This is a genomic window from Paenibacillus popilliae ATCC 14706, from assembly GCF_000315235.1.
In the GTDB taxonomy this organism is placed as follows: Bacteria; Bacillota; Bacilli; order Paenibacillales; family Paenibacillaceae; genus Paenibacillus_B; species Paenibacillus_B popilliae.
In genome coordinates this window covers 21,734-46,069 of the sequence record NZ_BALG01000024.1, presented here as the reverse complement: position 1 = coordinate 46,069, position 24,336 = coordinate 21,734, and the positions used below count along the sequence as shown (strand labels likewise).

Genomic DNA, 24,336 nt, shown 5'->3' with positions numbered 1-24,336 from the left:
ATGAACATCCGTGGAAAGCTACGCTCAACGCTTCTAAGCGTAACACAAAACGCAGTACCTTCCAAGATGCGATGTACTCGCAGCACAACAGCTACAGAGGCCCCCTGGTGAAGGTGGCCTCCATTCGAACAAGTGACATTTTCATAGCACAGTTAGGGTGACATTTTCACAGATGATTGACAGAACCTTAACCGGCTTCCTTACTCCTGCTCCCCGTGCTCAATCTGACGCAGCGCATTATGCCGAACCGGACCGACATACTGGTTTAGGCGGAACGAATGGCGGATCGCCTCCGTAATGAACCGCTTCGCCGTATGGACGCTGTCGCGGATCGAATGCCCCTTTGCCATCTCGGCGGCAATCGCGGCCGAATACGTGCAGCCGGCGCCATGCGTGAAGGTAGTATCAATAACTTTCGCCTCAAGCAGCTCGAACTCCGAGCCATCATAGAGCACATCGACCGAGGTCGCCAGGCCAATCTTGGCGCCGCCCTTCACGAGCACGTACTTGGCACCCTTTTCATAGATCAGAGCCGCCGCCTGCTTCATCTCGTCCAGCGTACGGATCGGAGCCATGCCCGCCAATTGCGAGGCTTCGAACAGATTCGGCGTAACGATGGTCGCCTTCGGCACGAGAATGTCGCGCAGCGCGTCATTCGTTTCCGGATGAAGAGCTTCATCCGCTCCTTTGCAAACCATGACCGGATCTACGACCAGGTTCGGAACATTATGCTTCTCCATCGTCCGCGCAGCCAATTCAATGATATCAATCGAGCCCAGCATTCCCGTCTTCATACCTTGAATGCCTACGCTTAGAATCGTCTTCAACTGTTCTTCTATCGTAGATAGCTCGATCGGGAAGACGCGGTGCGCCCAAGAATCGTTCGGGTCCATCGCGACAATGGTCGTAATCGCGGTCATTCCGTATACGCCGCGCTCCTGGAACGTCTTCAAATCGGCTTGAATGCCTGCGCCCCCGCTAGAATCAGAGCCTGCCAATGTAAGTACTTTCTGAATCGGTTTCATCGTATTGCCCCTTTTCATGCCGCAAAGCAAAATGAATTCAATATAAAGGTTGTTCAAAAAATCGACATTTAACCGCAGCCGACCGCGGATATCTTGAACATTCGCTTATAACCGATTATAATCACATCTCTCGAGATCACAAGCTATTTTTCGACAATGGTAATCTTCCCAAGATCCGTTCGGGCCCGAATCATCATGTCGCTTTTCATTTTCGAATCCGGGGCTTCAATATCTCCCAGATTCGTACGCAGATCATATACACCGTTAAACTGAGGCGAAACCGAGATTTGAATGGCGCCGAGATTACTGCTGGCCGTTATCGGGTGCGGTTCCTTCTGATCGATGATAATTTTTCCGGCATCGGTCTTGGCCATGACGGATTGAGTCGTATGCAGCAGCTTGACTTTGCCCAGAGAGGAGCTCACGTCTACCATCGCATCCACATCCTCCGCCAGCACTGAGCCGGCATCCGAGGACAGCGTCACTCGATTCCCCTGTAGTTCCTTCACAATCACTTCCCCGAGATTGCTGTTCACCTCCAGTTCATCTACCCGGCCGCCGGTCATCTTAAATGTCCCCATAGCTATATTGGCTTTCAGGCGCTCCAGCGCCTGTGTCTCCGTCGCATGAATCGTGATGTCATGGTTCTGCTTCTGCGAGTTGACGCCGAAAAGCCGAATCCATCGCTCCGGTTCCTTGCTTCGATAGTCGAGCACAAGCGTACCATTGTTCACCTCCGTCCCGCCCAGGTTGGATATCACCTGATCCGGAGCCTGACCGTTGATCTCGATCGTGTTCCCCCCGTCGAACACCCAATTGACCTGAATATCGCCGAGGTCTCCTTCCAGCTCGATCCGCTTCAATTCGGTTCCGGCATCGATCGTATATTGATAATGCGGGTGCTGAGAAGTGGTCAGCGTCTCGGTCCCGAATGTAAATAGACCTAATACTCCGGCGGCAATGCAGCCTATTCCGACCATGTTCAAAATAGTTTTATTCATCTATCTTCTCTCCTTTCCTGCAACCCATCGGAAATAATTGCAATTTAGACGGCCATAGGCGCGGAACAACATACCTAGGCCTTGAATCATGAAAATCCCGATACCCAACATGATGAACATGATGGACATTTCCGCTCCGTAGAAGGCTCCCCCGAAGGCCAGCTTAAACGGATACAACAGCGGAGCGATCAACAGAGCGAACGTGACGCCAGCCAGGCCAACGCATAATCCCCATCCGCCAATAAGAAGCGGAACGGCGAAAAAACAAGAGAAGATAGCGCCGATAATGCTGATCGCGCTTCTCGATGGAGGGCCGTACCCATCCCTGTGAGGCATATCATACATCGGCGGCGGCATAGGCGGCGTTCCGTGCGGCATCCCGTGGGGGCCATAGCCTGCGCCCTGCATGTCCGGCCCCCGATGCATATCAGGCCGGAAGGTACCCGATGGCTGGTCCATTCCACCTTCGTTCCTTTCGGTTGCTCCCCCATCCCGAGTCCCTAGCAGCTCGACCGCCAACTCTTCCGGATCGCCAAGCTCCCGTGCAATCTCCTCTTCCGTCCGCCCTTGCTGCTCGCCAAATGCGAAATGCGCGCTGTACTCTTCCAAAATCTCGTCTCTCTCTTCGGCCGGGAGCGACATCAGTCCATACTTCAGCTTCAATAAAAAATACTCTTTATGCAATCCTTCTCACCTCTGCAATCAAATGTATTATTTTCTTACACCGAATGAATTTAGACGTTCCCTTCCGCTTCTGTACGAACGATCTCCCCGTTGTCCTCGTTATCCGGCTCCTGATCTCCATCAGCAGCCGTCTCCAACAGCCTTTGCACGCCGCCTACGAATTTCTCCCATTCGCTGACCAGCTCCATCATGTATGCCTTGCCCGCAGGGGTCAGCTTGTAATATTTGCGCGGCGGTCCTTCCGTCGACTCCTGTAGGTAGGTCGTGCAATGCCCATCCGCCACCATGCGGCGAAGTACAGGGTACAACGCCCCTTCCGCCACCTCCACATGCTTCGATATGTGCTGCGCCAGCTCGAAGCCATACCGATCGCGCTGATTGATCAGCACCATTACGCACAAGCCGAGCACGCCTTTTTTGAACTGAATGATTTCCTTCACTATCGTTCACCTGCCTTTATACCGCATACCGATGTTGTAAACAACAATCAGTATTATTTATTGATTAGTAGTTAATATACATTATATCTGCATTATTGGCCACCCGCAAGAGTTTACTGGTAAAACTAGTCCCAGATCCAGCTTATGCCTGAACTTTGCCGTAGTTATACTCTTTTCGATCCTTGGTATTCCATTCTACCCGAGCCTCGGCAGCTCAAGCGCTTCCCCTTGCTCGGATCAAGAGAAAAGCTTAGCCCAATCCAGCTTTTCTTCGACAATCTTGTTGCCGTTGAATTCGAACCCATGGGTCGCTAGAAGCGGAGCGCCATGGCAAGACTTGCCTGAACATTACGGCTCAGGGAAAATGGTATAACTCTCAGTAAATATTAGTAAAAGGTATTTTTCGACAAGAAAGAATTAATTCGGGGGTTGTAAAACTGATCATTATCATTAATATTAACATTGTAAGAATAATTTGGAGGAGGTAAATTTATGAAGAGGAAGATGTATTTAAAAAAAATTAGTAATACCAGTCTTATTGTATTAATAAGTTGCAATTTATTAGCTGTAGAAATCTGTTCTCCTTCTCTTTTGTATGCAAAAGGACAAACACCTGCTGCAGAGCTCAGTTCCCTATTAACCATAGGGGAAAAACAATTACAAGCAGTACAGCAAGAAAAACAAATGAAACTAGAAGAACAACAAAAAAAATTAATAGAAGAAGAGAAGAGGCTAGCTACAGAAATACAACAGGTGAAAGTACTTTATGAACAAGTGATGAAAGAAATAAGGGAAAATAGTACTGGGTATAATGTAGGAAAAATTAATGATATGAATCTATTAGGGCAAATCCTGCACGGGAAGAAACCTAGAGGCCGAGGAGCGGATAGGCGGGTAAAACAGCAAATACAAGCCATCCGTGAAGGCCAAAAACAAGTGCAGGCCATCAAGAACAGCATAGCCGATATTACCGCCCACTATAATCAGCAAATTACTTCGTTAGAGCAGCAGCAAGCTCAACATCAAGCTCAGCGGAAAACCCTGCACAACAATCAACAAGAGCTGCTGCAAGTTGAAAACAAAGCTGCACAAGCAGATGGTCAAGCGAAGCAACAACTTCTAGCATTCTATCAACAGAAAATACAACGCATCACAAATGCCTTACACACGATGATACAAGACTTGGAATCAAGCATGGCGATGATTTCGTCTGAAATAAGTACACCAGCAAATGACCATGTAAAAACAATGGTATCTACCCTACATGCGATAACCAATTATAAAAATATGGAACAAATCTCCTCTAGGTTAGAAGTTCTATTGGGTCACTTGCCACCTGAAATAAAAGAAGATGGAAGTACTGATTTCCTGCAGCCATTCCAAGCGAAACAACATGATTTACATACCCAAATGAATACAATAGTTACCCAACTAGCGTCGATCAACCAAAAACATGTTGAACCCCTGTTGCAGTTCTTCCAACAATCTCGATTAGAGGAGTTAGACATAGAGGAGTTAGCCGTACTTGAAAATCAATTACTAGCGATGATGAGGCAGCAAAATGCCGACATCGTGGCAGAAATTCAGCAGCAATTCAAAAGAGCAGACGAACGGGAACAAGAGGCCTATAACCAGATCGAGCATAGTGCTCGTGATCGTGTAGAACAACAAAGGCTGGATGGGAAAGTTTTACTAACAGATTTGTGGGCAAGCTGGTCAGAAGAGGGAGAGGAACGTGAAGCTGCAGAGCGGCGTGCCGAAGCGAAGACGAAACAACTGATTCAAGTCCTTAAAAACCGACAAAGGCTCCCTTATCACAGCCTGTGGCAGGCCATTCAGCCGGAACAAGGAACAACGATGCCATCCACGCAGAAAACAGAAAATAACCAAGCAAAACAACGGCTATATACCACCGTGGAGCAAGCTTCCCACTATGCAAGTATGGTTAATGGTTTGGGACAACAGTTGAAAATGATGATGGATGGGGTAGAAGGGGAGCATGCCAGAAAAATAGCCAATGAACCTACCTTTGCTAAACTTTTCACCAAGCTTGGAAACACGTTAGCCGAATCGCTCCAGCATCCTAGTCAACTCGTCAAATCGATATACGAAGGCAATAAACAAGCGGTGCAAGCCGTGGAGAATAGCTTGCAGGCCAGCTTGTTCGGCCCCGGGGAAGCGGAAACGAATGCGCATATCCGACAGCAAGTGGACAAGCAACAAGTGCTGCGAACGATGGTGTTGTTGGCGAAATTGATAGAGCATATCGATTCGGAAATAACGATTTCGGATTTGGTAGCTCAAGCGCAACTGCTTACCACGTTGGAGCGAGCAGCTTGGACAGAGGAAGGGCGTGCCACATATTGGAGTAATCTAGAGGCAGCAGCGGAGAACGTGCTCCAGGTCAAGCAAGCCAAAGAGAACATAACCGGGCAACGGCAAGCTTTACAACACCTATTTTTACCTATGGTTGAAATGATCGAGCATAACTTATTTGACAGTCCGGGGTGGCAAGCACAGATATTAGATAAACTGAAATACGTTCAGTTTACTGTGCTAGCCATTGAGCCGATTGGAAGTTTTGTGCCAATCAGTCCACAAGATGCAACGACCTTAGTTTTCAAGGGAATGAGTAAAGGAGCAGGCATTATATCAAGAACGGCCACCCAGCTTGAAATGATAAAGGACAGCGCGGTTGGGGCAGAAGAGACAGCGGTGAAACAAATCAGCGAGGAGATCGAAGAAGAAAGTGCGGTTGAAGAAACGGAGATACAAGTTTGCAGACCGTGCGGTATTGGAGGTCGAGCAAAACGCTCAGCAGTAGAATGCTGTGAAATGGATCCCCAACCGGGGACAAGCACGACAAGTGAACCGTCAGAGTTAGATGACAATATTCCAGCCCCGCCAACAGAAGAAGAAATCGCAGTGATGGAAGGGAGAGAACAACCGCCGCAACCGGGGACGAGTGATAACACACGTACACCTTCGCAGTTCAAGCCTAACGGTGAAGGTGTACGGTCAATAAGTGAACAATTAGATGTCAATAACATTAGTGCAAACGATAACAACAGTTTATCTAAAAAACCAACCCAATTAAGTCCGTGGTTTCCGACAGAAGAAGAAATATCACAATTTCCAACTGAAGGTAGTCCGCTTATTTTGAATGCGAGAGAAAGACGTAAATTAATTCATGTCCCGTTTAAAGAGGGGAACACGGTTCTTGGTGAACTATCCTTTAGTGAAAATTATTGTGAAATTTTAATATCGGGTTTAACCGAGGCAGATGCAAGTAGACTGCCTATAATATATGGTTTAGAAAATGCTAACTTACTCCGAACAAATTCACTTACGGAAAATCATTTTTTTAAATATAGAAATGAAGCAGGTGCCGTGTTACCTGTGGAGACAATGCATATCTCTGTTCATCCAAATCGATTTGCTCCTGTTATTCGTCGTGTAGGCCAGAAGTTTACACTTCAGTGGGATGAGTTGCAAGAGATGGGGATTGTAACGAAAACGGTAATCGGCAAGGTGTTGTCTCTTGGAGATCAACCCAATTCTTTTGTTCAAATTGGTGTGCCCTTATCTACAACAATCGAAGAATTTAGAGAATTGCCATTGAATATTTTTGTACGTATGGATGGTGAAGATCAAGGCACGTATAAACCGATTCAATATGTATATACAGACGAAATACAACAGAATAACCCCGTGGATGTCAATGAATCACCGCAGGAAACTGCGGTCGTGGTTGGACAAAAATTATCGTTTTCTTTACCAGAAGGTTCGATAGAAGGAATGGTAGAACATATTGATACCGTATTACGTTATCCCATTGTATTTATCCATGTTCCCGTATCTCCGGAACACGTACAATCTAAGAAACAACAATTGCAAGCCGTGTTTCAAGAACAGTGTCTCGATATACCAATGGAGTGGAAAGGACAACGGATAAATGCACCTGTCGTTTTTCGCATCGGAGATGAAGTTATCGGAGGGAGAATAGGCAATGTTGACGTTGAATGGGAAGAAGTTACTCATTGGCGACCCGTATCTTTGAGTGCGGAAAATGCGAAACAAGTTGTAAAATCTACCATAGAGGGAATTCAGGCACATCCTGAACGCTTAGGTTCAACAATAGAAATGCTAGACTTGTTCCCTTTCGATTTACAGGCAAAATCATTGCAAAAGTTGATTAAAGCACAGGTAGTCCCACAGCAGCAGCTAAAAAAGTTACACACAAAATTAGAAGATATTATGGTAAATACCGTGTTACCGAACATAACGAAAGAACTGGTTGACACTATCGTGCTAAACCATGCGATTTATGACTATAGTCCCTATCAAATTGGAAGTTCCGAAGAATATATAGTGAAACAAGCTGTTGAATTGGTTAAAAAATCGATAACGGAACTACTGCAAAATGATATAGCGACGTTTGGACTTTCTTTACACGAGAAAGTCAGAAAAGAAATGGATCCCGTTGTTATGGAAGTTGCCCGTGAAGCGTCGTATTATTACCACGAGATGAAAGAATAGCCCTGTTCAGATCCAATACGTTCCACCGCTGTCCCGTGCAACACGACCCCAGAGCCGTGCTGCATGGGCGTTCGCGATCGGCTGAGCCATCACATCACGTCGCGTGTAACGATCTCCATAATTAAGACACAATTCGTTCCCCGATGTAAAAATGGATATAGCGAACGATCCTTGGCGTAGCGCACGGGGGTTTTCGAATTCATTCAAATAAATGCATTCATACTGAGCGAGCGGAAGAATCGCTCTGTTCGGCTGTTGTCGGTTGCCCGGCCCTTGCACGCCCGCACAAAAAAAAACCGGACCCCTATTGGAGTCCGGTTCAATTAGACCTGCCGTTTGAATTGGCTCGTCTTATTTTTTCAGGTTGTAGAATGACTTCAGGCCATCGTAGCGGGCTGTTGTGCCCAGGTTATCTTCAATGCGGAGCAACTGATTGTACTTCGCTACGCGGTCCGTACGAGAAGGTGCCCCCGTCTTGATTTGTCCTGCATTCGTTGCCACGGCGATGTCGGCAATCGTGCTGTCTTCGGACTCGCCGGATCGGTGAGAGATAACCGCCGTGTAGCCTGCGCGCTTCGCCATTTCGATCGCGTCGAACGTTTCGGTCAGCGTACCGATCTGGTTCACTTTGATCAAGATGGAGTTGCCGATGCCTTTCTCGATACCCGTAGCCAGACGCTCGGTGTTCGTTACGAACAGGTCGTCACCAACGAGCTGCGCTTTGCCGCCCAGCTTGTCAGTGAGCAGTTTCCAGCCGTCCCAATCGTCTTCGGCGCAGCCATCTTCTATGGTAAGGATTGGATACTTGTCTACCCAGGACGCGAGCAAATCTACAAACTCAGCGGAAGTGAACGATTTTCCTTCGCCTTCCAGCGTATATTTTCCGTCTTTGTAGAACTCGGTGGAAGCGACGTCCATGCCGAGGAATACGTCTTGGCCCGGCTTGTAGCCTGCTTTTTCGATGGCTTCGATGATGGTCGTGATCGCTTCTTCGTTGGAGCTCAGGTTCGGAGCGAAGCCGCCTTCGTCGCCTACAGCGGTGTTCAGGCCTTTGGATTTCAATACCGATTTCAGGTTATGGAAAATTTCTGCACCCATGCGAAGGGCTTCTTTGAAGTTCGGAGCGCCTACCGGCAGAACCATGAACTCTTGCACATCAACGTTGTTGTCTGCATGCGCGCCTCCGTTCACGATGTTCATCATCGGCACAGGCAACTGCTTCGCATTGAATCCGCCCAGGTAAGTGTAGAGAGGCATGTCAAGCGCGTGTGCCGCCGCGCGGGCTACCGCCATCGATACAGCCAGGATCGCGTTAGCACCTAGCTTGCCTTTGTTCGGCGTGCCGTCCAGTTCGATCATAGTGCGGTCGATCAAGACTTGATCGAGCGCGTCCATGCCGATAATTTCAGGAGCGATAATTTCGTTTACGTTTTTCACGGCATTTTCTACGCCTTTGCCGAGGTAACGGCCTTTGTCGCCGTCGCGAAGCTCAACCGCTTCATGGGCGCCTGTCGATGCGCCGGATGGCACGATCGCATGGCCGAAGCCGCCGGACTCTAGCTTTACTTCGACTTCTATTGTTGGGTTGCCACGGGAATCAAGCACTTCGCGTGCGTATACGTCCATTATCATCGTCATGGGATACATCTCCTTTATCATTCATTCTCATATTCTTAGCTTTCACAATAGCTGTATTGATTATTTCTTGTCAATTAACGAAGTCCCGGTCATTTCTTCCGGCTTCGGAAGCTGCATCAGATCGAGAATTGTCGGCGCAATATCGGCCAGAATGCCGCCTTCGCGCAATTCGACGTTCTTGTCGGTAACGATGAACGGCACCGGATTCGTCGTATGCGCCGTGAACGGACGACCTTCCTCGTCGAACACCATATCGGCATTGCCGTGATCTGCCGTGATGAGGCAGACACCGCCCTTGGCCAGTACCGCTTCGACGACGCGGCCCATGCATTCATCCGTCGCCTCGACCGCCTTGATCGTCGGCTCAAGCTTGCCGCTGTGCCCCACCATATCCGGGTTGGCGAAGTTCAGAATAATCGTGTCGTGCACATCCGATTCAATCTCGCGCACAGCCGCTTCCGCAACCTCATACGCGCTCATTTCCGGCTTCAAGTCGTATGTCGCGACCTTAGGCGAAGCGATCAGAACGCGCTTCTCGCCTGGAAGCTCGACGTCGCGGCCGCCGCTGAAGAAGAATGTCACGTGCGGGTACTTCTCCGTCTCGGCGATGCGAAGCTGCTTCTTGTCATGCTGGACAAGCACTTCGCCAAGCGTGTTATCAAGCTCCTTGGGCTTGTACGCCACGAATCCTCCGACGGTCTCAGCAAACAGCGTCAAGCAGACGAAGTACAGGCTTTTCGGGAAATGAGCTCCCCGGTCGAAGCCGCGGAAATCTTCGTTCGTGAACACCTGGGACAATTGAATCGCCCGGTCCGGGCGGAAGTTCGAGAATATGACCGCGTCATTATCGCGCACGAGGCCGACCGGTTCATTGTTCTCGTCGACGATCACCGACGGCAAGACGAATTCGTCAAATACGGACTGCTCATACGATTCCTTCACCGCCTGCAGCGGATCGCGGTATCTCGGCCCGTCGCCGTATACCATCGCGCGGTATGACTTCTCCGTCCGCTCCCAGCGCTTGTCGCGATCCATCGCATAGTATCGGCCTTGCACCGTTGCGATGCGGCCGACGCCAAGCTCGTCGACTTTCGCCTGCAGGCGCTCGATATAACCAATCGCACTGTCCGGTGCGACATCGCGGCCATCGAGGAAGGCATGAATATAGACCTTCGTTAGGCCGGACTTCGCGGCCAATTCCAGCATGGCGAGCGTATGATCGATATGGCTGTGTACACCGCCGTCCGACAGCAGGCCGTACAGATGAAGCGCCGTGCCATTCGCTTTCGCATGGCTGACGGCCCCGAGCAGCGTGTCGTTCTCGAAGAATTCTCCTTCGCGGATCGATTTCGTAATCCGGGTCAGATCTTGATAGACGATACGACCCGCCCCGATGTTCAGATGGCCGACCTCGGAGTTGCCCATCTGGCCTCCTGGCAGACCGACCGCTTCACCGCAGGCAGTAAGGGTCGTATGCGGGTACGTATTCATATAACGATCGTAATTCGGCTTCTTCGCCTGCGCGACGGCATTGCCTTCCGTCACGTCGCGCAATCCGAAGCCGTCCATAATAATCAGAGCTACAGGTCTAGGTGCAGACATCTTACTTCGCCCCTTCCACCAGTTGAATGTACGAACCCGGCTGCAAGCTGGCGCCGCCTACCAATGCGCCGTCAATATCGCTCGCTGCCATATATTCACGAACATTCTCTGGCTTCACGCTTCCACCGTACTGGATGCGGACCGTTTGCGCCACTTCCTCATTATATAAGCCAGCGACGACGCTGCGGATGTAGCTGATCGAATCATTCGCATCTTGAGCCGTCGAAGATTTGCCCGTGCCGATCGCCCAGATTGGCTCATAAGCGATGACCATGCTCTTCGCCTGCTCGGGGGACAGGCCTTGGAATGCCGCTTCCGTCTGTACTTTGCACACGTCATTCGTCTTGCCGGCTTCGCGCTCTTCCAGCGACTCGCCGACGCAGACGATAGGCGTCAGGCCATGCCGGAATGCGGCATGCATTTTTTTGTTCACCATCTCGTCTGTCTCTACGAAGTACGCGCGGCGCTCGGAGTGGCCGATAATGACATATTCTACGCCGAGGTCTTTCAGCATCGCACCGCTGATCTCCCCGGTGAATGCGCCGGAATCTTCAAAATGAAGGTTCTGCGCGCCAATCTTAATGGATGTGCCCTTCGCCGCCTCCGCCAAAGCCGGCAAGTTCGTGAACGGTGCGCAGATGACGCTTTCTACGCCTTCTACTTCCGCCTTCCCTTTCACTTCTTGAATGAAAGCGACGGCTTCCGGAACCGTTTTGAACATTTTCCAGTTCCCTGCAATAATCGGTTGTCTCATGCAAGCTCAACTCCTTCTGCACAGCAGAAGCGACGAGAATGCCGCTGCCGCTTCACTTCTTTACTTATCGTTCAATGCCACTACGCCAGGCAATTGCTTGCCCTCCATGAATTCGAGGGACGCGCCGCCGCCGGTCGAGATATGATCCATCTTGTCTTTCAGCTGGAATTTCTCTACCGCTGCCGCGGAATCGCCTCCGCCGATGACCGTATAGCCTTCGGTCTCTGCACATGCTTGGGCGACCGCGCGCGTTCCGTGAGAGAACGGTTCGATCTCGAACACGCCCATTGGTCCGTTCCATACGATCAACTTGGAGTTTCTGATGACATCCACATAAATCTCGTTCGTCTTCGGCCCAATATCGATGCCTTCCCAATCCGCCGGAATCCCGTCAATGGAAACCACCTTCGTATTGGCATTGGCGCTGAACTCATCGGCTACGACGACATCGACCGGCAGATAGAATTTCTTGCCGAGCTGCTTCGCCTTCTCGATGAAGCCGAGTGCGACATCCAGCTTCTCGTTGTCGCACAGCGATCGGCCGATCTCATATCCTTGCGCCTTGAAGAATGTATAAGCTAGACCGCCGCCGATAATGACGTTATCCGAGATTTCCAGCATTTTGTTGATGACGTCGATTTTGTCTTTGACTTTGGATCCGCCGATAATCGAAGTGAACGGACGTTCCGGCTTGGACAACGCTTTGCCCAATACCGACAATTCCTTCTCCATCAGCAGGCCGGATACGGCTGGCAGATGATGTGCGATGCCTTCGGTCGAGGCATGCGCCCGGTGCGCCGCACCGAATGCGTCGTTCACATACACGTCCGCAAGAGCCGCGAACGCCTTCGCCAGTTCCGGGTCGTTCTTCTCTTCGCCTTTGTGGAAGCGAACATTCTCGAGTACAACAATGTCGCCGTCGTTCATGCGGTTGATCTCCGCTTGCACCTGCTCGCCGATCGATTCGTCCAGCTTCTTCACCGGCTTGCCGAGCAGCTCGTTCAGACGGTTCGCCGCAGGCGTCAGACGCATCGACTCGACCACCTCGCCTTTCGGACGTCCCAGGTGGCTCGCCAAAATAATCTTGGCGCCTTGCTCCGCCAAAAACTGAATCGTAGGCAATGTCTCGCGAATCCGGGTATCATCGGTAATCTTGCCGTCTTCCAGCGGCACGTTGAAGTCTACCCGCACAAATACGCGCTTGCCTTTTACATCGATGTCACGCACGCTTTTCTTGTTCATCTCGCGTTCCTCCTATCACTCACATGAACGGGCCTCTCTTCGAGAAACTTGCGTTCATCGGCTCCATACGCTTCTGTTCTCTGTCCGGTATACGGAGCTGCAACGGCAGCTACGCTCTGCACATCTGTCGTTTCCATCTTTTTTCAAGTATAATCGGGCTCTATCTATTTCTCGATATGCCATACGCACACGTATGCATGGATCAAAGAGGAGCCCTTGCGGTTACTCCTCTTTGATTGTCAATGCTATGCGATTACAGGCCTTTTTTTGCGATAAAAGATACCAGGTCGACAACGCGGTTGGAGTATCCCCACTCATTGTCATACCAGGATACGACTTTTACCATATTGTCGCCTACAACCATCGTCGACAGCGAATCGATTGTGGAAGAAGCCGGATCGCCATTGTAATCGCTGGATACGAGCGGCTCTTCGGAATAGTTCATGATGCCTTTCAGCGGGCCGTTTGCCGCTTCTTTGAGGGCAGCATTAACTTCTTCAACCGTTACGTTTTTGGACAGTTCAACGACCAGATCCGTTACGGATACGTTAGGCGTAGGAACGCGCATAGCCATACCGTTCAATTTGCCTTTCAGTTCAGGCAATACCAAGCTGACTGCTTTTGCAGCGCCCGTAGTAGAAGGAATGATGCTTTCGGCAGCTGCGCGAGCACGACGCAGGTCTTTGTGCGGCAGGTCAAGCACATTTTGGTCATTGGTATAAGAGTGTACGGTCGTCATCATGCCCTTCACGATGCCGAACTTGTCGTTCACTACTTTAGCGAATGGAGCCAAGCAGTTCGTTGTGCAGGAAGCGTTCGAAATGATGTTGTGGTTAGCAGCATCGTATTTATCTTCGTTAACGCCCATTACGATCGTGATATCTTCGTTCGTAGCCGGTGCGGAGATGATAACTTTCTTCGCGCCGCCTTTCAAGTGCATTTCAGCTTTTTCTTTCGCTGTAAAGATACCTGTCGATTCAACGACGATTTCGACGCCATTAGCGCCCCATGGCAGGTTTTCAGGGTTGCGCTCAGCGAAGACTTTCACTTCTTTGCCGTTAACGATAAGCGCACCTTCTTTGGCCTCTACCGTAGCGTCCAGTTTGCCGTGAGTCGTATCATATTTCAACAGATGAGCCAGTGTTTTGACGTCTGTCAGATCGTTGATTGCGACAATTTCGACTTCCGGATTGCCCAGAGATGCACGGAACACATTACGACCAATTCGACCAAAGCCGTTAATACCCACTTTCACCATGATGATTCCTCCCATTTCCTAAGTAGATTAGATTTTTATTGCTCAAGACGGCCCGTAGGCACATCGAGACCACTATGCTTCAATACTTCAACCGCCGCCGCTTCATCGATGACCAGAATGTCTTCATGTCCGTGGCGCAGCACGGCGGCAATGGCTTCTCCCTTGCTCTTCCCGCCTGCGACGGCGATCACCACCTCGGTACGCGTAATGTCCTCCAAGCGCAGGCCCAGAGACAACATCGTATGTACGACGCGACCATCCCGGTCGAAGTAATACCCCAGCGCTTCGGCAACAGCTCCCTTGCGCTTCAATTCTTCCCGCGTAGCTTCGTCCACCTTCCGGCGCTCAGCCATCACTTGGGCGACTCCGATGCCATGCAAGACAATGCGCGCTTGCCGGATTACCCGCACAATCTCCTGAATATTGGGCTCTTGCTTCAACGATTGGTACGCTTCTTCGCTCAACTGATCGGGTACATGAAGCAACCGGTATTGAGCTCCTGCGCGCTTGGCCATTGTCGAGGCAATCGTATTCGCCTGATACTCCAGGCTCTCTCCTAGCCCTCCTCGGGCCGGTACGAACCAGTTGCCCTTCCATGGTGTGGCGCTCGTTAATTGATCTGCCACCGCAGCCAATGTGGAGCCGCCGGTCACCGCGACCACATCTTCCTTGCCCATGACGCTGCTGAGAGCGCTGCATGCTGCCGTGCCTAGTTCATCCTTCACGGCGGGCGATACATCCGAATCGCCGGGCACGACGATGACCTGACTCAGTCCGAAGGCTTGACGGATGCTCTCCTCTAGATGGCGCATGCCGAGCAGTTCACCCATCAAGGGCTCCAATTGGCGGACAAGCTGCCTGCCTTCCTCGCTGATGCGCATGCCCATGCTATCGATCTCGATCAGGCCTTGCGCCTTCAGCAGATCCGTCTCCGCCCGCAGTACGCGCTCGGTCATCTGCAACGATGTGGCGAGCGTTCTCCTGCCAATACATTCAGACAACAGGATCTGATGCAGAATGGTGTAACGCTTCTTCAACAATTCGATGAGTTCGGGTAGCAGTCGCTTCTGCAATTGTAACCAATCACGCATTTCTCTCCACTCCTGCTCCGTAACCAATCATTGGACCAAAAAAGTCCCATTGTAACGATTTATGTCCCACCATTATTCTATCGAACAATCGAACAACTTGCAAGTATCCAGTCTCTATAATGGGCAAGGAAAGCGCAACTTATTCATTGTATTGCCCAGCAGACGGCCGATTATATTTTTCGCCTATCCTTTCCTTGCCCATTTGCAGCGCCTTTTTACCTTATTTTAACAAGACAAGGTCTAAATCCGGCGGAAACCGCATAGTTTTTTTGGGGGCAGTGTCAAGAGAATATTAAAAAAATATCCAAACTTTCTATTTTATTTCATGGGTATATATGGTATAATCGAAGTGTTACAACGTTTCATAAATTTTGAAAAAAGGAGGAGAAAATCAATGAGATTTAAAAAAATTACGTAGCTGGCGATGGTAGCTTTCGATCATGTTTGTCGTACAGATGAGCTTGCGGATCTCTGGTGGATACTTGAATAACGTAGCGAGTTCATTCCAGTTGGTACGCCATGAACGGATAATTAGTGGGTATTTGGGGGTCCACGTCTCTTCAAAGCGCTCAAGCTCTACAAGGGCCATTTCTTCTGTCGCGGCCTTGTAGATGGGCTTCAGGTCTGCCGTTGCTTTCTTGAGATCCTTATAGGACGCATAGCGCGTCGAATTGCGGATTTGGTGAATGATGCATTGCGATTAGAAATAACCATTTTTCCGTACGTGATCACCATTCCGCTTTGCAAATGGGTCAACAGTATGCTCATGGATGAAATATCCTATCATAATAATTGAATGGAGGAAAAGACAATGAAATCGAAAAAATTACTTACTGTAAGTTTAGCAGTTGCTTTAATGATGGTTATGTCACAATCAGCTTTTGCCACTAAAGTTACGATTACTGAAAAGGGTACTACAATTGATACAACTAATAATGGGAGTGGTCATAATAGAACCGAATATACATGTTATAGTAAATGTAAATTTATAGAGCCGTAAAATATTTTTGTGATTATTAGGTTTTTAGTGTCGGTTTTAAGGAACTAAAGGTTAAGTTGTTACAAACCATTGGATAGGGGTGGAAATTAAAGTGAAAATAAAAAAAATACTTGCTGTAAGCTTAGCAGTTGCTTCAGTGATGGTTATGTCACAATCAGCTCTTGCTACGAAGAGTGAGGTTGACGCGGTCGCTACAATTGATTGCAAAGATATTGTTATTGATAAAGGCGACGGGGTTACCGTTATTGATAAAGACGGTAAAGTTACTATCACTGATAAAGACGGTAAAGTTACTACCATTGATAAAGCTAGTAAAAGCACAGAAACTGATAAACCTAATTGTACACCGCGTAAAATTATCGTTAATTTTAAGAAATTAATTATATATTGATTGAGAAAAAACATTCCTTGCGGGCGCGCCATTAGCATCTATAATGATGCCTTTGATATGAAGCAACATATTTATGAAAAGGCTACAGATATTCAGGACATCTTGAACCGAACCTTCCGAAAGGGTGGCTGGGGATAGATGTTCTTTCGTATTCTTGAAAAAGGAAAGACGACCGAGGTGGTAATATCCCCTCGTGGTAGACATACTCTTCACCGCCTTATACAGCTCGACGTCGAGGCTGGAGATCACCGCCATATACAAGCCATAATCAAGGCATTCAAATATTCTATCGAATAATCGAGCAACTTGCAAGTATTCAGCCTCTATCATGGGCAAGGAAAAGACAACTTATTCATTGTATTGCCCAGCAGACGGCCGATTATATTCTTCGCCTATCCTATCCCTGCCCTTTTGTGGCACCTTTTCGACAAGATAAGGTCTAAAACCGGCGGAAACCGCATAGTTTTTTTGGGGGATAGTGTCAAGGGGATATCAAAAAATATCCAAGCCTTCTATTTTAATTCATGGATAAATATGGTATAATGTAATCACTGAAATGTTTCACAATTATTGAAGAAAGGAAGAGCGAAGATGAAATTTAAAAAGCTAATCACTTTGAGTTTAGTTGCGGTTTCAATTATGACTCCAACACAAGCAGCATTTGCTACCAAAGTTACAGTGGATACACGTAATAATGGCAAGGGCGGTGGTCAAGTTACAAAAGTCTATTGTCCAAAGACTTGTGAGATTCATATTAAGTAAAAAATGATGACCTTAGAAAACAGTTATATTTCTAAGGTCATCTCCTTACTCTTTAATCTTAAGGAAAGCGAGGAGAAGTCAAGTGAGAATTACAAAATTACTTACTTCGAGTCTGGTTATTGGATTAATGGCGGTGGTAACACAAGCATCATTTGCTAGTAACATAAAAGCTGATCACGTCCAAAGTACGAAAACCAATAAAGATTCAATTATTTGTGCTTGTGGCGATGATCCCAAAGAAATAACTATTGTAAAAAATGGAGTTGTCGTTGGAGAAGAAACTGAGGAATATAAAGAACTGCTTAAAGGCTGCGAAAAAGATATTATTGCCGCAGATAAAAGCTTAAAGGCTCTCGCAAAAGAATTAGGGGATGGGGATTTAGCAAAAGAATTAAAAGATTTAGTAAAAGAAAAAGTCATAGTTGATACACGTAATAATGGTGGTGGTCAAGTTACAACAATTAATTGTCCAAAGACTTCAAAGACTTGTTGTGTTACTATTGAGTAAGAATAAGATGAGGGTCTGTCAATAACTTTGTGTAAACTCATTTATACGCACCTCCCCCCTCAGGGGAGGTGGCCCCTCACGGCAGATGCTGGCCGCTGCGTTGCGAAATCACTTACCGGTGCATTGAAAAACATAGCGAGGTCCATCCCCGTTGGTGCTACATCGCGCCCCATAAGCTGTCACCTCTGATACACAAGTGACATTTTTACAGACAACTGAAAAATTTATTCATTTTTGTGCTTGCATTTCGGCGTTCAATCCCCTATAATAAATTTTGTGTCTTCTGATTGTGCGCCCGTGGTCCAATGGATATGACGTAGGCCTCCGGAGCCTGAGATCAAGGTTCGATTCCTTGCGGGCGCGCCATTAGCATCTACAATGATGCCTTTGATTCGAAGCAGCATATTTATGAATAGCCTACAGACATTCAGGACATCTTGAACCGCTCCTTCCGCATAGGGGCCGGGGATAGATGTTTTTTCGTCTTCTCGAAAAAAGGAAAGATTACCGAGTGGGTAATATCCCTTCATGGTAGACATAATCTCGATGACATCCCCCGACGTCGCACACCGTTCACACCTCGATCGTCCGGATACGTTCACTTTTTTGAGCCTTCTGTCCACCCTGCAAAAAAATGATACACACTTCCATCGGAATCGTTGCTCAAAAAAGCCGAACACAAAACAGTTTGACCATCTTTGACTTTTGACTAATAATCCGATATGATAAAGATACGGTTCTTGTCATTCCCGGCACATGCATATCGTGTTTAAGGGCCATGAATTGGTTAATATTTAATGTTATTGATGCTAAGGAGGGATTATCGTGAGTTACGTTCCTATAGTTGTCGAGCAGACGAATCGAGGCGAACGGTCGTACGACATTTATTCCAGATTGCTGAAGGACCGCATTATTTTTCTCGGCTCCCAAGTGAACGATATGGTAGCCAATTCGATCATCGCTCAAATGCTGTTCCTGCAGGCCGATGATCCGGACAAAGATATTCACCTGTATATCAACAGCCCCGGCGGCTCCATTACCGCAGGGATGGCCATTTACGATACGATGCAACATATCAAGCCGGATGTATCGACGATCTGCGTCGGCATGGCGGCGTCGATGGGTGCCTTCCTCCTGAATGCCGGATCGAAGGGCAAGCGGTTCGCGCTGCCGAACAGCGAGATAATGATTCACCAGCCACTGGGCGGTGCCGAAGGGCAAGCGTCCGATATCGAGATTCGCGCCCGCCGTATTCTGAAGTTGCGCGATAAGCTGAATCATATTTTGGCAGAGCGCACGGGCCAGCCGCTCGAACGGATCGAGAGAGACACCGACCGCGATTACTTCATGTCGGCCGAAGAGGCGCTTGAATACGGCCTCGTCGATAAAGTGCTTCACAAGTAATTCCGTCATCGTGCTATATCATCTTGAGATCAACAAGCTGCTCGTATCGCGCCTGCGCATACGGCAGCTTTTTCTATGTCGCCATGTTGAATTGGCGCTCGCTTTTATCGCATGATAAAATGATGAGCCAGAAGAGAAGTCGCAGCTAAGACGATTCCGCAGAAGAGGAGACGGGGGCTTGCCAACGGGAAGAGACATAACACGTGCAGCGGGTGTATCGCCGACGTCCGTACCTGCAGTAGCGCCCCCCTCGCTCGGCCCCGGCGACTCCGTATCGGCCACGTTCATGTTCGAAAAGAGTTGAAATACTTGATAGCCGGACTGATCGTTCACAGCGACCAAGGTTTCCCGTACACGTCTCATGCCTACCACGACATGCTCCCTACGGCTGGCGCCCAAATCAGCATGTACAGAAGGTGTCGACCTCATTGTAGCATACCGGGCATGAAGCCGATCCTTTTTCAAAAAAAAGAGCCGCATCGCAAGCGGCGCGGCCTATATTATGTTCTAGGGGTAAACTGTAACACATGAGAAAGATGAAACGGATTTCCTTATTCAACGGATGAAATCCGGCTGTCCAAGATTCAATCGATGCAGGGCAACCCTCCTTTGCAAGAACTCATCTGTCATTAGGTCCAAAATCAGAATACAATGGATATATTAAAGAAAACTGAACCGATCCTTAAATTTAGTTAAAAATGATCACGGCGCCAAAAATAAACGGAACCCCGGAGGCATTGAACCGTGGCCCGACAATGCGCGCCAACTGCAGCGTCTCCCGAATTCATTCCAGCTCCGTCCTCCGCCGATTCATCGGTTCCGCGCTTCAGATTGGCAAACTCGAGAAGATCGCGAATCGGGTAGTGCTATAGAAATGGGCTTCAAATTGTGTAACTATGTTCGATTGGATTGGATTGGATATACCGGCTTAAGGCATTACCGGCCGCTCTTCAGTTCAGTCCACAGGCGGTCGTACAATTGAATCGACTTGCCGACATCAAGCAGCCACTCCGTGCGCCCGAGCTCTTCATCCGTCAGATTGATCATCGGATTGTTCAAATATTCCTCGCTGTGGAATTCCTTCGCCTTCGTAACCGGGTTGCTGTAGCCGATGGACTCATAGTTGTTCGCACTGTTCTCCGGATCAAGCATGAAGTTGATGAACTTCTCAGCCAGTTCCTTGTTCTTGGCTCCCTTAGGGATGGCGTAGGTGTCCGCGAAAATCGTGCTGCCTTCCTGCGGAACGACATATGCAACATCCGGGTTCTCCGCCGCGATGAAGGCCGCGTCACCGGACCATACCGTCCCGATCCAGCCCTCTTCCTGGATCATCTTCTGCTTGATGTTGTCCGTATCGAACGCTACTACGTTCGGCACCAGCTTGCGCAGATCGTCCGCTGCCGCATTGATGTCGGCCTCGTTATCCGTGCTATTCGACTTGCCCGCTTTTTTAAGCGCTACCCCGATAATCTCGCGATTGTCGTCCAGCAGCAGAACCTTGCCCTTGTACTCGTCATTCCATAGATCAGCCCAACTTGTTGGGGCCTCGGCAATCTGCTTCTTATTATAGGCAATACCGGTTACGCCCCATGTATAAATGATGGAATGCTCGCTGTCCGGGTCATATTCTGGATTTTGGAAACGGCTTACTACGTATTGGAAGTTCGGAATGTTGTCCTTGTTGATCGTCTCAAGCAAATCCTGCTTCATCATGCTGGCCACCATATAATCCGATGGCTGTATGAGATCATAGTTCGCTCCGCCGGCCTTGATCTTGGCCAGAAGCTCCTCATTGTTCGCGAACACCGCCATATTTACCTTGACGTTATTCTCCGATTCGAATTTCTCAATCATCTCTGGATTGAAATTATCCGCCCAAGTGTACAAATTCAACGTGTCTTTGCTGGAAGAGCATCCGGCCAACACGGAGATGGTCAGCATTCCCGCCAATACGACAGCGAACCATTTCATTTTTTTCAATTCTTTCTACCCCTCTCTGATCCGTAGGATCCCATGGTTAAAGAAAATATCATGAAGCTGTTTGTTCAAAACGGCAGCATCGAGCTTTTCTTCTCGCCGTTGCCGCGGTTCAGCATCCACTGCGCCAGCACAATCAGACCGACGCTTAGCAAAATGAGCAGCGTGCATAACGCATTAATTTCCGGCGATATGCCGCGCTTGACCGAGCCGTAAATATAGATCGGCAGCGTCGTCGAGTTCGGCCCCGCCACGAAAAAGCTGATCAGGAAGTCGTCGATCGACAGCGTAAAGGCAATCAGCGCCCCCGCGATAATCCCCGGCCAAATCGACGGCAAGGTGATGTAGCGGAACGTCTGCCACGGCGTGGCTCCCAGATCCGAGGCAGCCTCTTCCAACTGTCCTCCCATATTCGCGAGCCGCGAGGAGACGATGACATATACATACGAGATGCTGAACGTAATATGCGCGATAATGACCGTCGTCTTGCCGAGCGGCATATTCAGTTGGCTGAACAGCACGAGCAACGATAGCCCCATAATGATGTCCGGCACGATGATTGGCAAGTAGAGCAGGCCGGCGATTCCTTTTTTTGCCCGGCTGAGTATACGCCGCATCGCAAGCGCTGCCATCGTGCCAAATACCGTGGACAACACGGTCGATACGAGCGCGATAATGACGCTGTTGCTCAGTGCCTCCATCACCTGCCGATTTTGGAACAATGATCCGTACCATGTGAAGGTAAATCCGCTCCAGCTTGCATTCAACCGTGAATCATTAAATGAAAAAACCATAATCAATAGGATCGGAATGTAAATGAACAGAAGCAGCAGGATCGAGTGGCACGCCAACAGTGGATGCTGCTTCGTTGCGGATGCTGTCTTCATGCCCTCGCCTCCTTCGATGCCTCATACTTGGAACGGAGTGCCCACTGGAACAATCCGATTATAATCAAGGCGCTGATGACGAACACCACCGACAAGGCAGAGCCGAACGGCCAGTTCCGCGCGCCGAGGAACTGGTTCTGAATAATATTGCTCAGCATCTGCGCCTTGGCCCCACCCAAAATATCGGTGACGACGAACATTCCTGTCGTCGTGACGAAAACCAGCACGCTTCCGGTCATAATCCCCGACTTCGTCTGCGGCAGCGTAATATGCCAGAACGCGCTCCAGCGGCCTGCACCGAGATCGCTGGCCGCTTCCAGCAGCCGCTTATCCATTTGCTCCAGAGCGACATAAATGGGCAGCACGATGAACGGGATGAACGTGTACACCATCCCAAGCAGCACCGCGCCTTTGGTATACAGCATCTGGAGTGGTTCTTGAATCCATCCGATATCCAGCAACACCTGGTTCACGATGCCCTGCGTCCGTAGCAGCAGCACCCAGGCATAGGCGCGGATTAAGAAATTGATCCAGAACGGAACCGTAATGAGAATGAGCCACATCTTCTGCCGCCCCAGGCTCGCTTGGGCAATGTAATAGGCCAGCGGATAACCGAGCAGCAGACAGATCGCTGTCGTCACAATCGAGAGCCATAGCGTATCCCGGTAAATGCCCAAATAGAGCGGGTCAAAAAAACGGGCATAATGTTCAAGCGTAAACGTAAATATGACATTGCCCAACTCGTCTCGTTGCATGAAGGATACGGCCAACACCGCGATCATCGGCACGACGAGAAATATCATCAGCCACAACACGACCGGTGCAATGATGCCGAAGGAGCGTCTCATAGGCCGATAATCACCTCGTCTCCCGCGCTCCAGTGAACGCCGACACGCTGTCCGGTTTGCCATGGACGGGTGTCCGTAAAATCAAGCACAGCCGTCACCGTTGTCTGTTCATTTTCCATATGAACAATCAATTTATGAATATTCCCCAAATAGACAATATCCTGTATAATTCCTGCCCTGCACGCCCCTTCTGGATCTTCCGATATGCGAATCTTCTCTGGACGAACGGTGAACATGTTCTCTTCATGGAACACATTATTCTCCCCGACGAACGTAGCTGCAAACAACGTCTCCGGGCGTTCATAAATTTCCTTAGGCGATCCAACCTGTTCGATGCGCCCGTTGTTCATGATGACGATTCGGTCTGACATCATCATCGCTTCTTCCTGATCGTGGGTGACATAGACAAACGTAATCCCCAAGTTCCGCTGCAGTTGCTTCAATTCTCCCTGCAGATTTTTGCGAAGCTGCAAGTCAAGCGCGCCGAGCGGCTCATCCAGTAGCAACACCCTCGGCTTGTTGGCGATCGCCCGCGCAATGGCGACACGCTGCTGCTGTCCGCCGGATAACTGATGCGGATACCGCGCAGCGAGCGGAGTCAGCTGTGTGAGCCGAATCGCTTCGGCAATGCGCTCACGCTGTTCCGCTTGCTGAATTTTTTTCATTTTCAAGCCGAATTGAATATTTTGCTCCACCGTCATATGAGGGAACAGAGCGTAATGCTGGAATACGAGATTCAAATCCCGTTTGTTCGGAGGCAATTGCGTCACATTCACGCCGTCCAATCGAATCTCGCCTACCGTAGGCAGCTCGAAGCCGGCAATCATACGCAAAATCGTGGTCTTGCCACAACCACTTGGGCCGAGCAGCGTTAGAAATTCTCCCTCATCAATCGTGAGTGACAAAGGATGTACTACGGGTTGCCCGGCAAAGTGCTTCTCCACATGTACCAGTTGTATCAAGAGCATCAACCCCTTATATCGTCAGCCTATCCATGGGATACGGCAAGCCGCACCGGTCAGGACGACACCGCCGCGAATATCGGATAATTATGCGATAAGAATGCATGTGCGCATACCTTGTTCCCTTATCCATTAAGCAAAAAAAGCCATATCCCTTGGTATGGCTTCCCGTTCGTTCACGTTGGCGTTTTTGCATATCCAATATACATCGTTTTGCTTGGTGATACAACTATTTTTACGTAATTTCGACAATTGCATACATTCATCTTCAATGGATTGACTCATTTCCTCCATCTACAGGGCTCCCACCCACATTTTTGTAA

At 49.1% G+C, this 24,336-nt stretch carries 21 protein-coding genes, 1 tRNA gene and 1 pseudogene; 7 read left to right on the top strand and 16 right to left on the bottom strand.

Annotation, left to right across the window (positions count from 1 at the left end):
• Positions 1-200: 200 nt before the first annotated feature.
• The 4 genes from pdxK to PPOP_RS02785 all read right to left on the bottom strand — a co-directional run bounded on the left by pdxK (position 201) and on the right by PPOP_RS02785 (position 3,102).
• Entirely contained in the window at positions 201-1,025 is an 825-nt protein-coding gene (gene pdxK / locus PPOP_RS02800) for a pyridoxine/pyridoxal/pyridoxamine kinase (RefSeq protein WP_006284519.1), read from the bottom strand.
• Between the two features lie 143 nt (positions 1,026-1,168).
• Positions 1,169-2,026, bottom strand: a complete 858-nt coding sequence (locus PPOP_RS02795; RefSeq protein WP_006284518.1) for a DUF4097 family beta strand repeat-containing protein — start codon at positions 2,024-2,026, stop codon at positions 1,169-1,171.
• The gene (locus PPOP_RS02790; protein ID WP_006284517.1) at positions 2,027-2,710 is read right to left on the bottom strand and encodes a DUF1700 domain-containing protein; all 684 of its coding nucleotides are present in this window, start codon (positions 2,708-2,710) and stop codon (positions 2,027-2,029) included.
• Positions 2,711-2,760: 50 nt separating this feature from the next.
• Positions 2,761-3,102 (bottom strand): PadR family transcriptional regulator, encoded by a 342-nt coding sequence (locus tag PPOP_RS02785; protein WP_422730610.1) that lies wholly within the window; start codon positions 3,100-3,102, stop codon positions 2,761-2,763.
• Between the two features lie 540 nt (positions 3,103-3,642).
• Here PPOP_RS02785 and PPOP_RS02780 point away from each other — a divergent pair.
• On the top strand, positions 3,643-7,689 hold the full coding sequence (locus PPOP_RS02780; protein ID WP_006284514.1) for a coiled-coil domain-containing protein: 4,047 nt from the start codon (positions 3,643-3,645) through the stop codon (positions 7,687-7,689).
• 351 nt (positions 7,690-8,040) lie between these two features.
• On the opposite strand, the gene eno is transcribed toward PPOP_RS02780, so the two are convergent.
• The 7 genes and pseudogenes from eno to PPOP_RS19920 form a co-directional block, all read right to left on the bottom strand.
• Positions 8,041-9,327, bottom strand: a complete 1,287-nt coding sequence (eno, locus tag PPOP_RS02775) for a phosphopyruvate hydratase (protein ID WP_006284513.1) — start codon at positions 9,325-9,327, stop codon at positions 8,041-8,043.
• Between the two features lie 60 nt (positions 9,328-9,387).
• Positions 9,388-10,929 carry a 2,3-bisphosphoglycerate-independent phosphoglycerate mutase gene (gene gpmI / locus PPOP_RS02770; protein ID WP_006284512.1) on the bottom strand — a complete coding sequence of 514 codons (1,542 nt, stop codon included), beginning with the start codon at positions 10,927-10,929 and terminating at the stop codon, positions 9,388-9,390.
• Position 10,930: 1 nt separating this feature from the next.
• Entirely contained in the window at positions 10,931-11,683 is a 753-nt protein-coding gene (gene tpiA / locus PPOP_RS02765) for a triose-phosphate isomerase (protein WP_006284511.1), read from the bottom strand.
• 60 nt (positions 11,684-11,743) lie between these two features.
• The gene (locus PPOP_RS02760) at positions 11,744-12,925 is read right to left on the bottom strand and encodes a phosphoglycerate kinase (protein WP_006284510.1); all 1,182 of its coding nucleotides are present in this window, start codon (positions 12,923-12,925) and stop codon (positions 11,744-11,746) included.
• A gap of 253 nt (positions 12,926-13,178) precedes the next feature.
• Complete coding sequence (gene gap, locus PPOP_RS02755; RefSeq protein ID WP_006284509.1) at positions 13,179-14,183, bottom strand: type I glyceraldehyde-3-phosphate dehydrogenase; 1,005 nt, start codon at positions 14,181-14,183, stop codon at positions 13,179-13,181.
• 35 nt (positions 14,184-14,218) lie between these two features.
• Positions 14,219-15,274, bottom strand: a complete 1,056-nt coding sequence (locus PPOP_RS02750) for a sugar-binding transcriptional regulator (RefSeq protein WP_006284508.1) — start codon at positions 15,272-15,274, stop codon at positions 14,219-14,221.
• Between the two features lie 400 nt (positions 15,275-15,674).
• Positions 15,675-15,971, bottom strand: a pseudogene (locus tag PPOP_RS19920) (transposase); the annotation flags it as partial.
• A gap of 114 nt (positions 15,972-16,085) precedes the next feature.
• On the opposite strand from PPOP_RS19920, the gene PPOP_RS21605 reads away from it, so the two are divergent.
• The 6 genes from PPOP_RS21605 to clpP all read left to right on the top strand — a co-directional run bounded on the left by PPOP_RS21605 (position 16,086) and on the right by clpP (position 19,339).
• A complete protein-coding gene (locus tag PPOP_RS21605; protein WP_006284506.1) occupies positions 16,086-16,274 on the top strand; it encodes a hypothetical protein in 189 nt (62 codons plus the stop codon).
• A 91-nt stretch (positions 16,275-16,365) separates the two neighbouring features.
• On the top strand, positions 16,366-16,665 hold the full coding sequence (locus PPOP_RS02745; RefSeq protein WP_042227178.1) for a hypothetical protein: 300 nt from the start codon (positions 16,366-16,368) through the stop codon (positions 16,663-16,665).
• 591 nt (positions 16,666-17,256) lie between these two features.
• On the top strand, positions 17,257-17,427 hold the full coding sequence (locus PPOP_RS22500; protein WP_006284503.1) for a hypothetical protein: 171 nt from the start codon (positions 17,257-17,259) through the stop codon (positions 17,425-17,427).
• Between the two features lie 82 nt (positions 17,428-17,509).
• Positions 17,510-17,935, top strand: a complete 426-nt coding sequence (locus PPOP_RS02735; protein WP_006284502.1) for a S41 family peptidase — start codon at positions 17,510-17,512, stop codon at positions 17,933-17,935.
• A gap of 291 nt (positions 17,936-18,226) precedes the next feature.
• A tRNA-Arg gene (locus PPOP_RS02730) sits at positions 18,227-18,301 on the top strand.
• Between the two features lie 459 nt (positions 18,302-18,760).
• Positions 18,761-19,339: an ATP-dependent Clp endopeptidase proteolytic subunit ClpP gene (clpP, locus tag PPOP_RS02725; protein WP_006284500.1), complete on the top strand. Its 579-nt coding sequence runs from the start codon at positions 18,761-18,763 to the stop codon at positions 19,337-19,339.
• A 936-nt stretch (positions 19,340-20,275) separates the two neighbouring features.
• On the opposite strand, the gene PPOP_RS02720 is transcribed toward clpP, so the two are convergent.
• The 5 genes from PPOP_RS02720 to PPOP_RS22495 form a co-directional block, all read right to left on the bottom strand.
• A complete protein-coding gene (locus tag PPOP_RS02720) occupies positions 20,276-21,319 on the bottom strand; it encodes an ABC transporter substrate-binding protein (RefSeq protein WP_006284498.1) in 1,044 nt (347 codons plus the stop codon).
• Positions 21,320-21,384: 65 nt separating this feature from the next.
• A complete protein-coding gene (locus PPOP_RS02715; RefSeq protein WP_006284497.1) occupies positions 21,385-22,203 on the bottom strand; it encodes an ABC transporter permease in 819 nt (272 codons plus the stop codon).
• On the bottom strand, positions 22,200-23,051 hold the full coding sequence (locus PPOP_RS02710; protein WP_006284496.1) for an ABC transporter permease: 852 nt from the start codon (positions 23,049-23,051) through the stop codon (positions 22,200-22,202). The genes PPOP_RS02715 and PPOP_RS02710 overlap by 4 nt, the downstream gene beginning before the upstream one ends.
• Positions 23,048-24,019, bottom strand: a complete 972-nt coding sequence (locus tag PPOP_RS02705; RefSeq protein ID WP_006284495.1) for an ABC transporter ATP-binding protein — start codon at positions 24,017-24,019, stop codon at positions 23,048-23,050. The genes PPOP_RS02710 and PPOP_RS02705 overlap by 4 nt, the downstream gene beginning before the upstream one ends.
• A gap of 126 nt (positions 24,020-24,145) precedes the next feature.
• Complete coding sequence (locus PPOP_RS22495) at positions 24,146-24,307, bottom strand: hypothetical protein (RefSeq protein ID WP_159101803.1); 162 nt, start codon at positions 24,305-24,307, stop codon at positions 24,146-24,148.
• Between the last annotated feature and the right edge of the window lie 29 nt (positions 24,308-24,336).

Bases quoted from the DNA above. Each gene is read 5' to 3' on its own strand.
- PPOP_RS02785 (WP_422730610.1), bottom strand. From the start codon at position 3,102: ATGGTGCTGATCAATCAGCGCGATCGGTATGGCTTCGAGCTGGCGCAG.
- gpmI (WP_006284512.1), bottom strand. From the start codon at position 10,929: ATGTCTGCACCTAGACCTGTAGCTCTGATTATTATGGACGGCTTCGGA.
- pdxK (WP_006284519.1), bottom strand. From the start codon at position 1,025: ATGAAACCGATTCAGAAAGTACTTACATTGGCAGGCTCTGATTCTAGC.
- PPOP_RS02780 (WP_006284514.1), top strand. From the start codon at position 3,643: ATGAAGAGGAAGATGTATTTAAAAAAAATTAGTAATACCAGTCTTATT.
- PPOP_RS02710 (WP_006284496.1), bottom strand. From the start codon at position 23,051: ATGAGACGCTCCTTCGGCATCATTGCACCGGTCGTGTTGTGGCTGATG.
- eno (WP_006284513.1), bottom strand. From the start codon at position 9,327: ATGACGATGATAATGGACGTATACGCACGCGAAGTGCTTGATTCCCGT.
- PPOP_RS02760 (WP_006284510.1), bottom strand. From the start codon at position 12,925: ATGAACAAGAAAAGCGTGCGTGACATCGATGTAAAAGGCAAGCGCGTA.
- gap (WP_006284509.1), bottom strand. From the start codon at position 14,183: ATGGTGAAAGTGGGTATTAACGGCTTTGGTCGAATTGGTCGTAATGTG.
- PPOP_RS02795 (WP_006284518.1), bottom strand. From the start codon at position 2,026: ATGAATAAAACTATTTTGAACATGGTCGGAATAGGCTGCATTGCCGCC.
- PPOP_RS02705 (WP_006284495.1), bottom strand. From the start codon at position 24,019: ATGCTCTTGATACAACTGGTACATGTGGAGAAGCACTTTGCCGGGCAA.
- tpiA (WP_006284511.1), bottom strand. From the start codon at position 11,683: ATGAGACAACCGATTATTGCAGGGAACTGGAAAATGTTCAAAACGGTT.
- PPOP_RS02750 (WP_006284508.1), bottom strand. From the start codon at position 15,274: ATGCGTGATTGGTTACAATTGCAGAAGCGACTGCTACCCGAACTCATC.
- PPOP_RS22500 (WP_006284503.1), top strand. From the start codon at position 17,257: ATGAAATTTAAAAAGCTAATCACTTTGAGTTTAGTTGCGGTTTCAATT.
- PPOP_RS22495 (WP_159101803.1), bottom strand. From the start codon at position 24,307: ATGGAGGAAATGAGTCAATCCATTGAAGATGAATGTATGCAATTGTCG.
- PPOP_RS21605 (WP_006284506.1), top strand. From the start codon at position 16,086: ATGAAATCGAAAAAATTACTTACTGTAAGTTTAGCAGTTGCTTTAATG.
- PPOP_RS02715 (WP_006284497.1), bottom strand. From the start codon at position 22,203: ATGAAGACAGCATCCGCAACGAAGCAGCATCCACTGTTGGCGTGCCAC.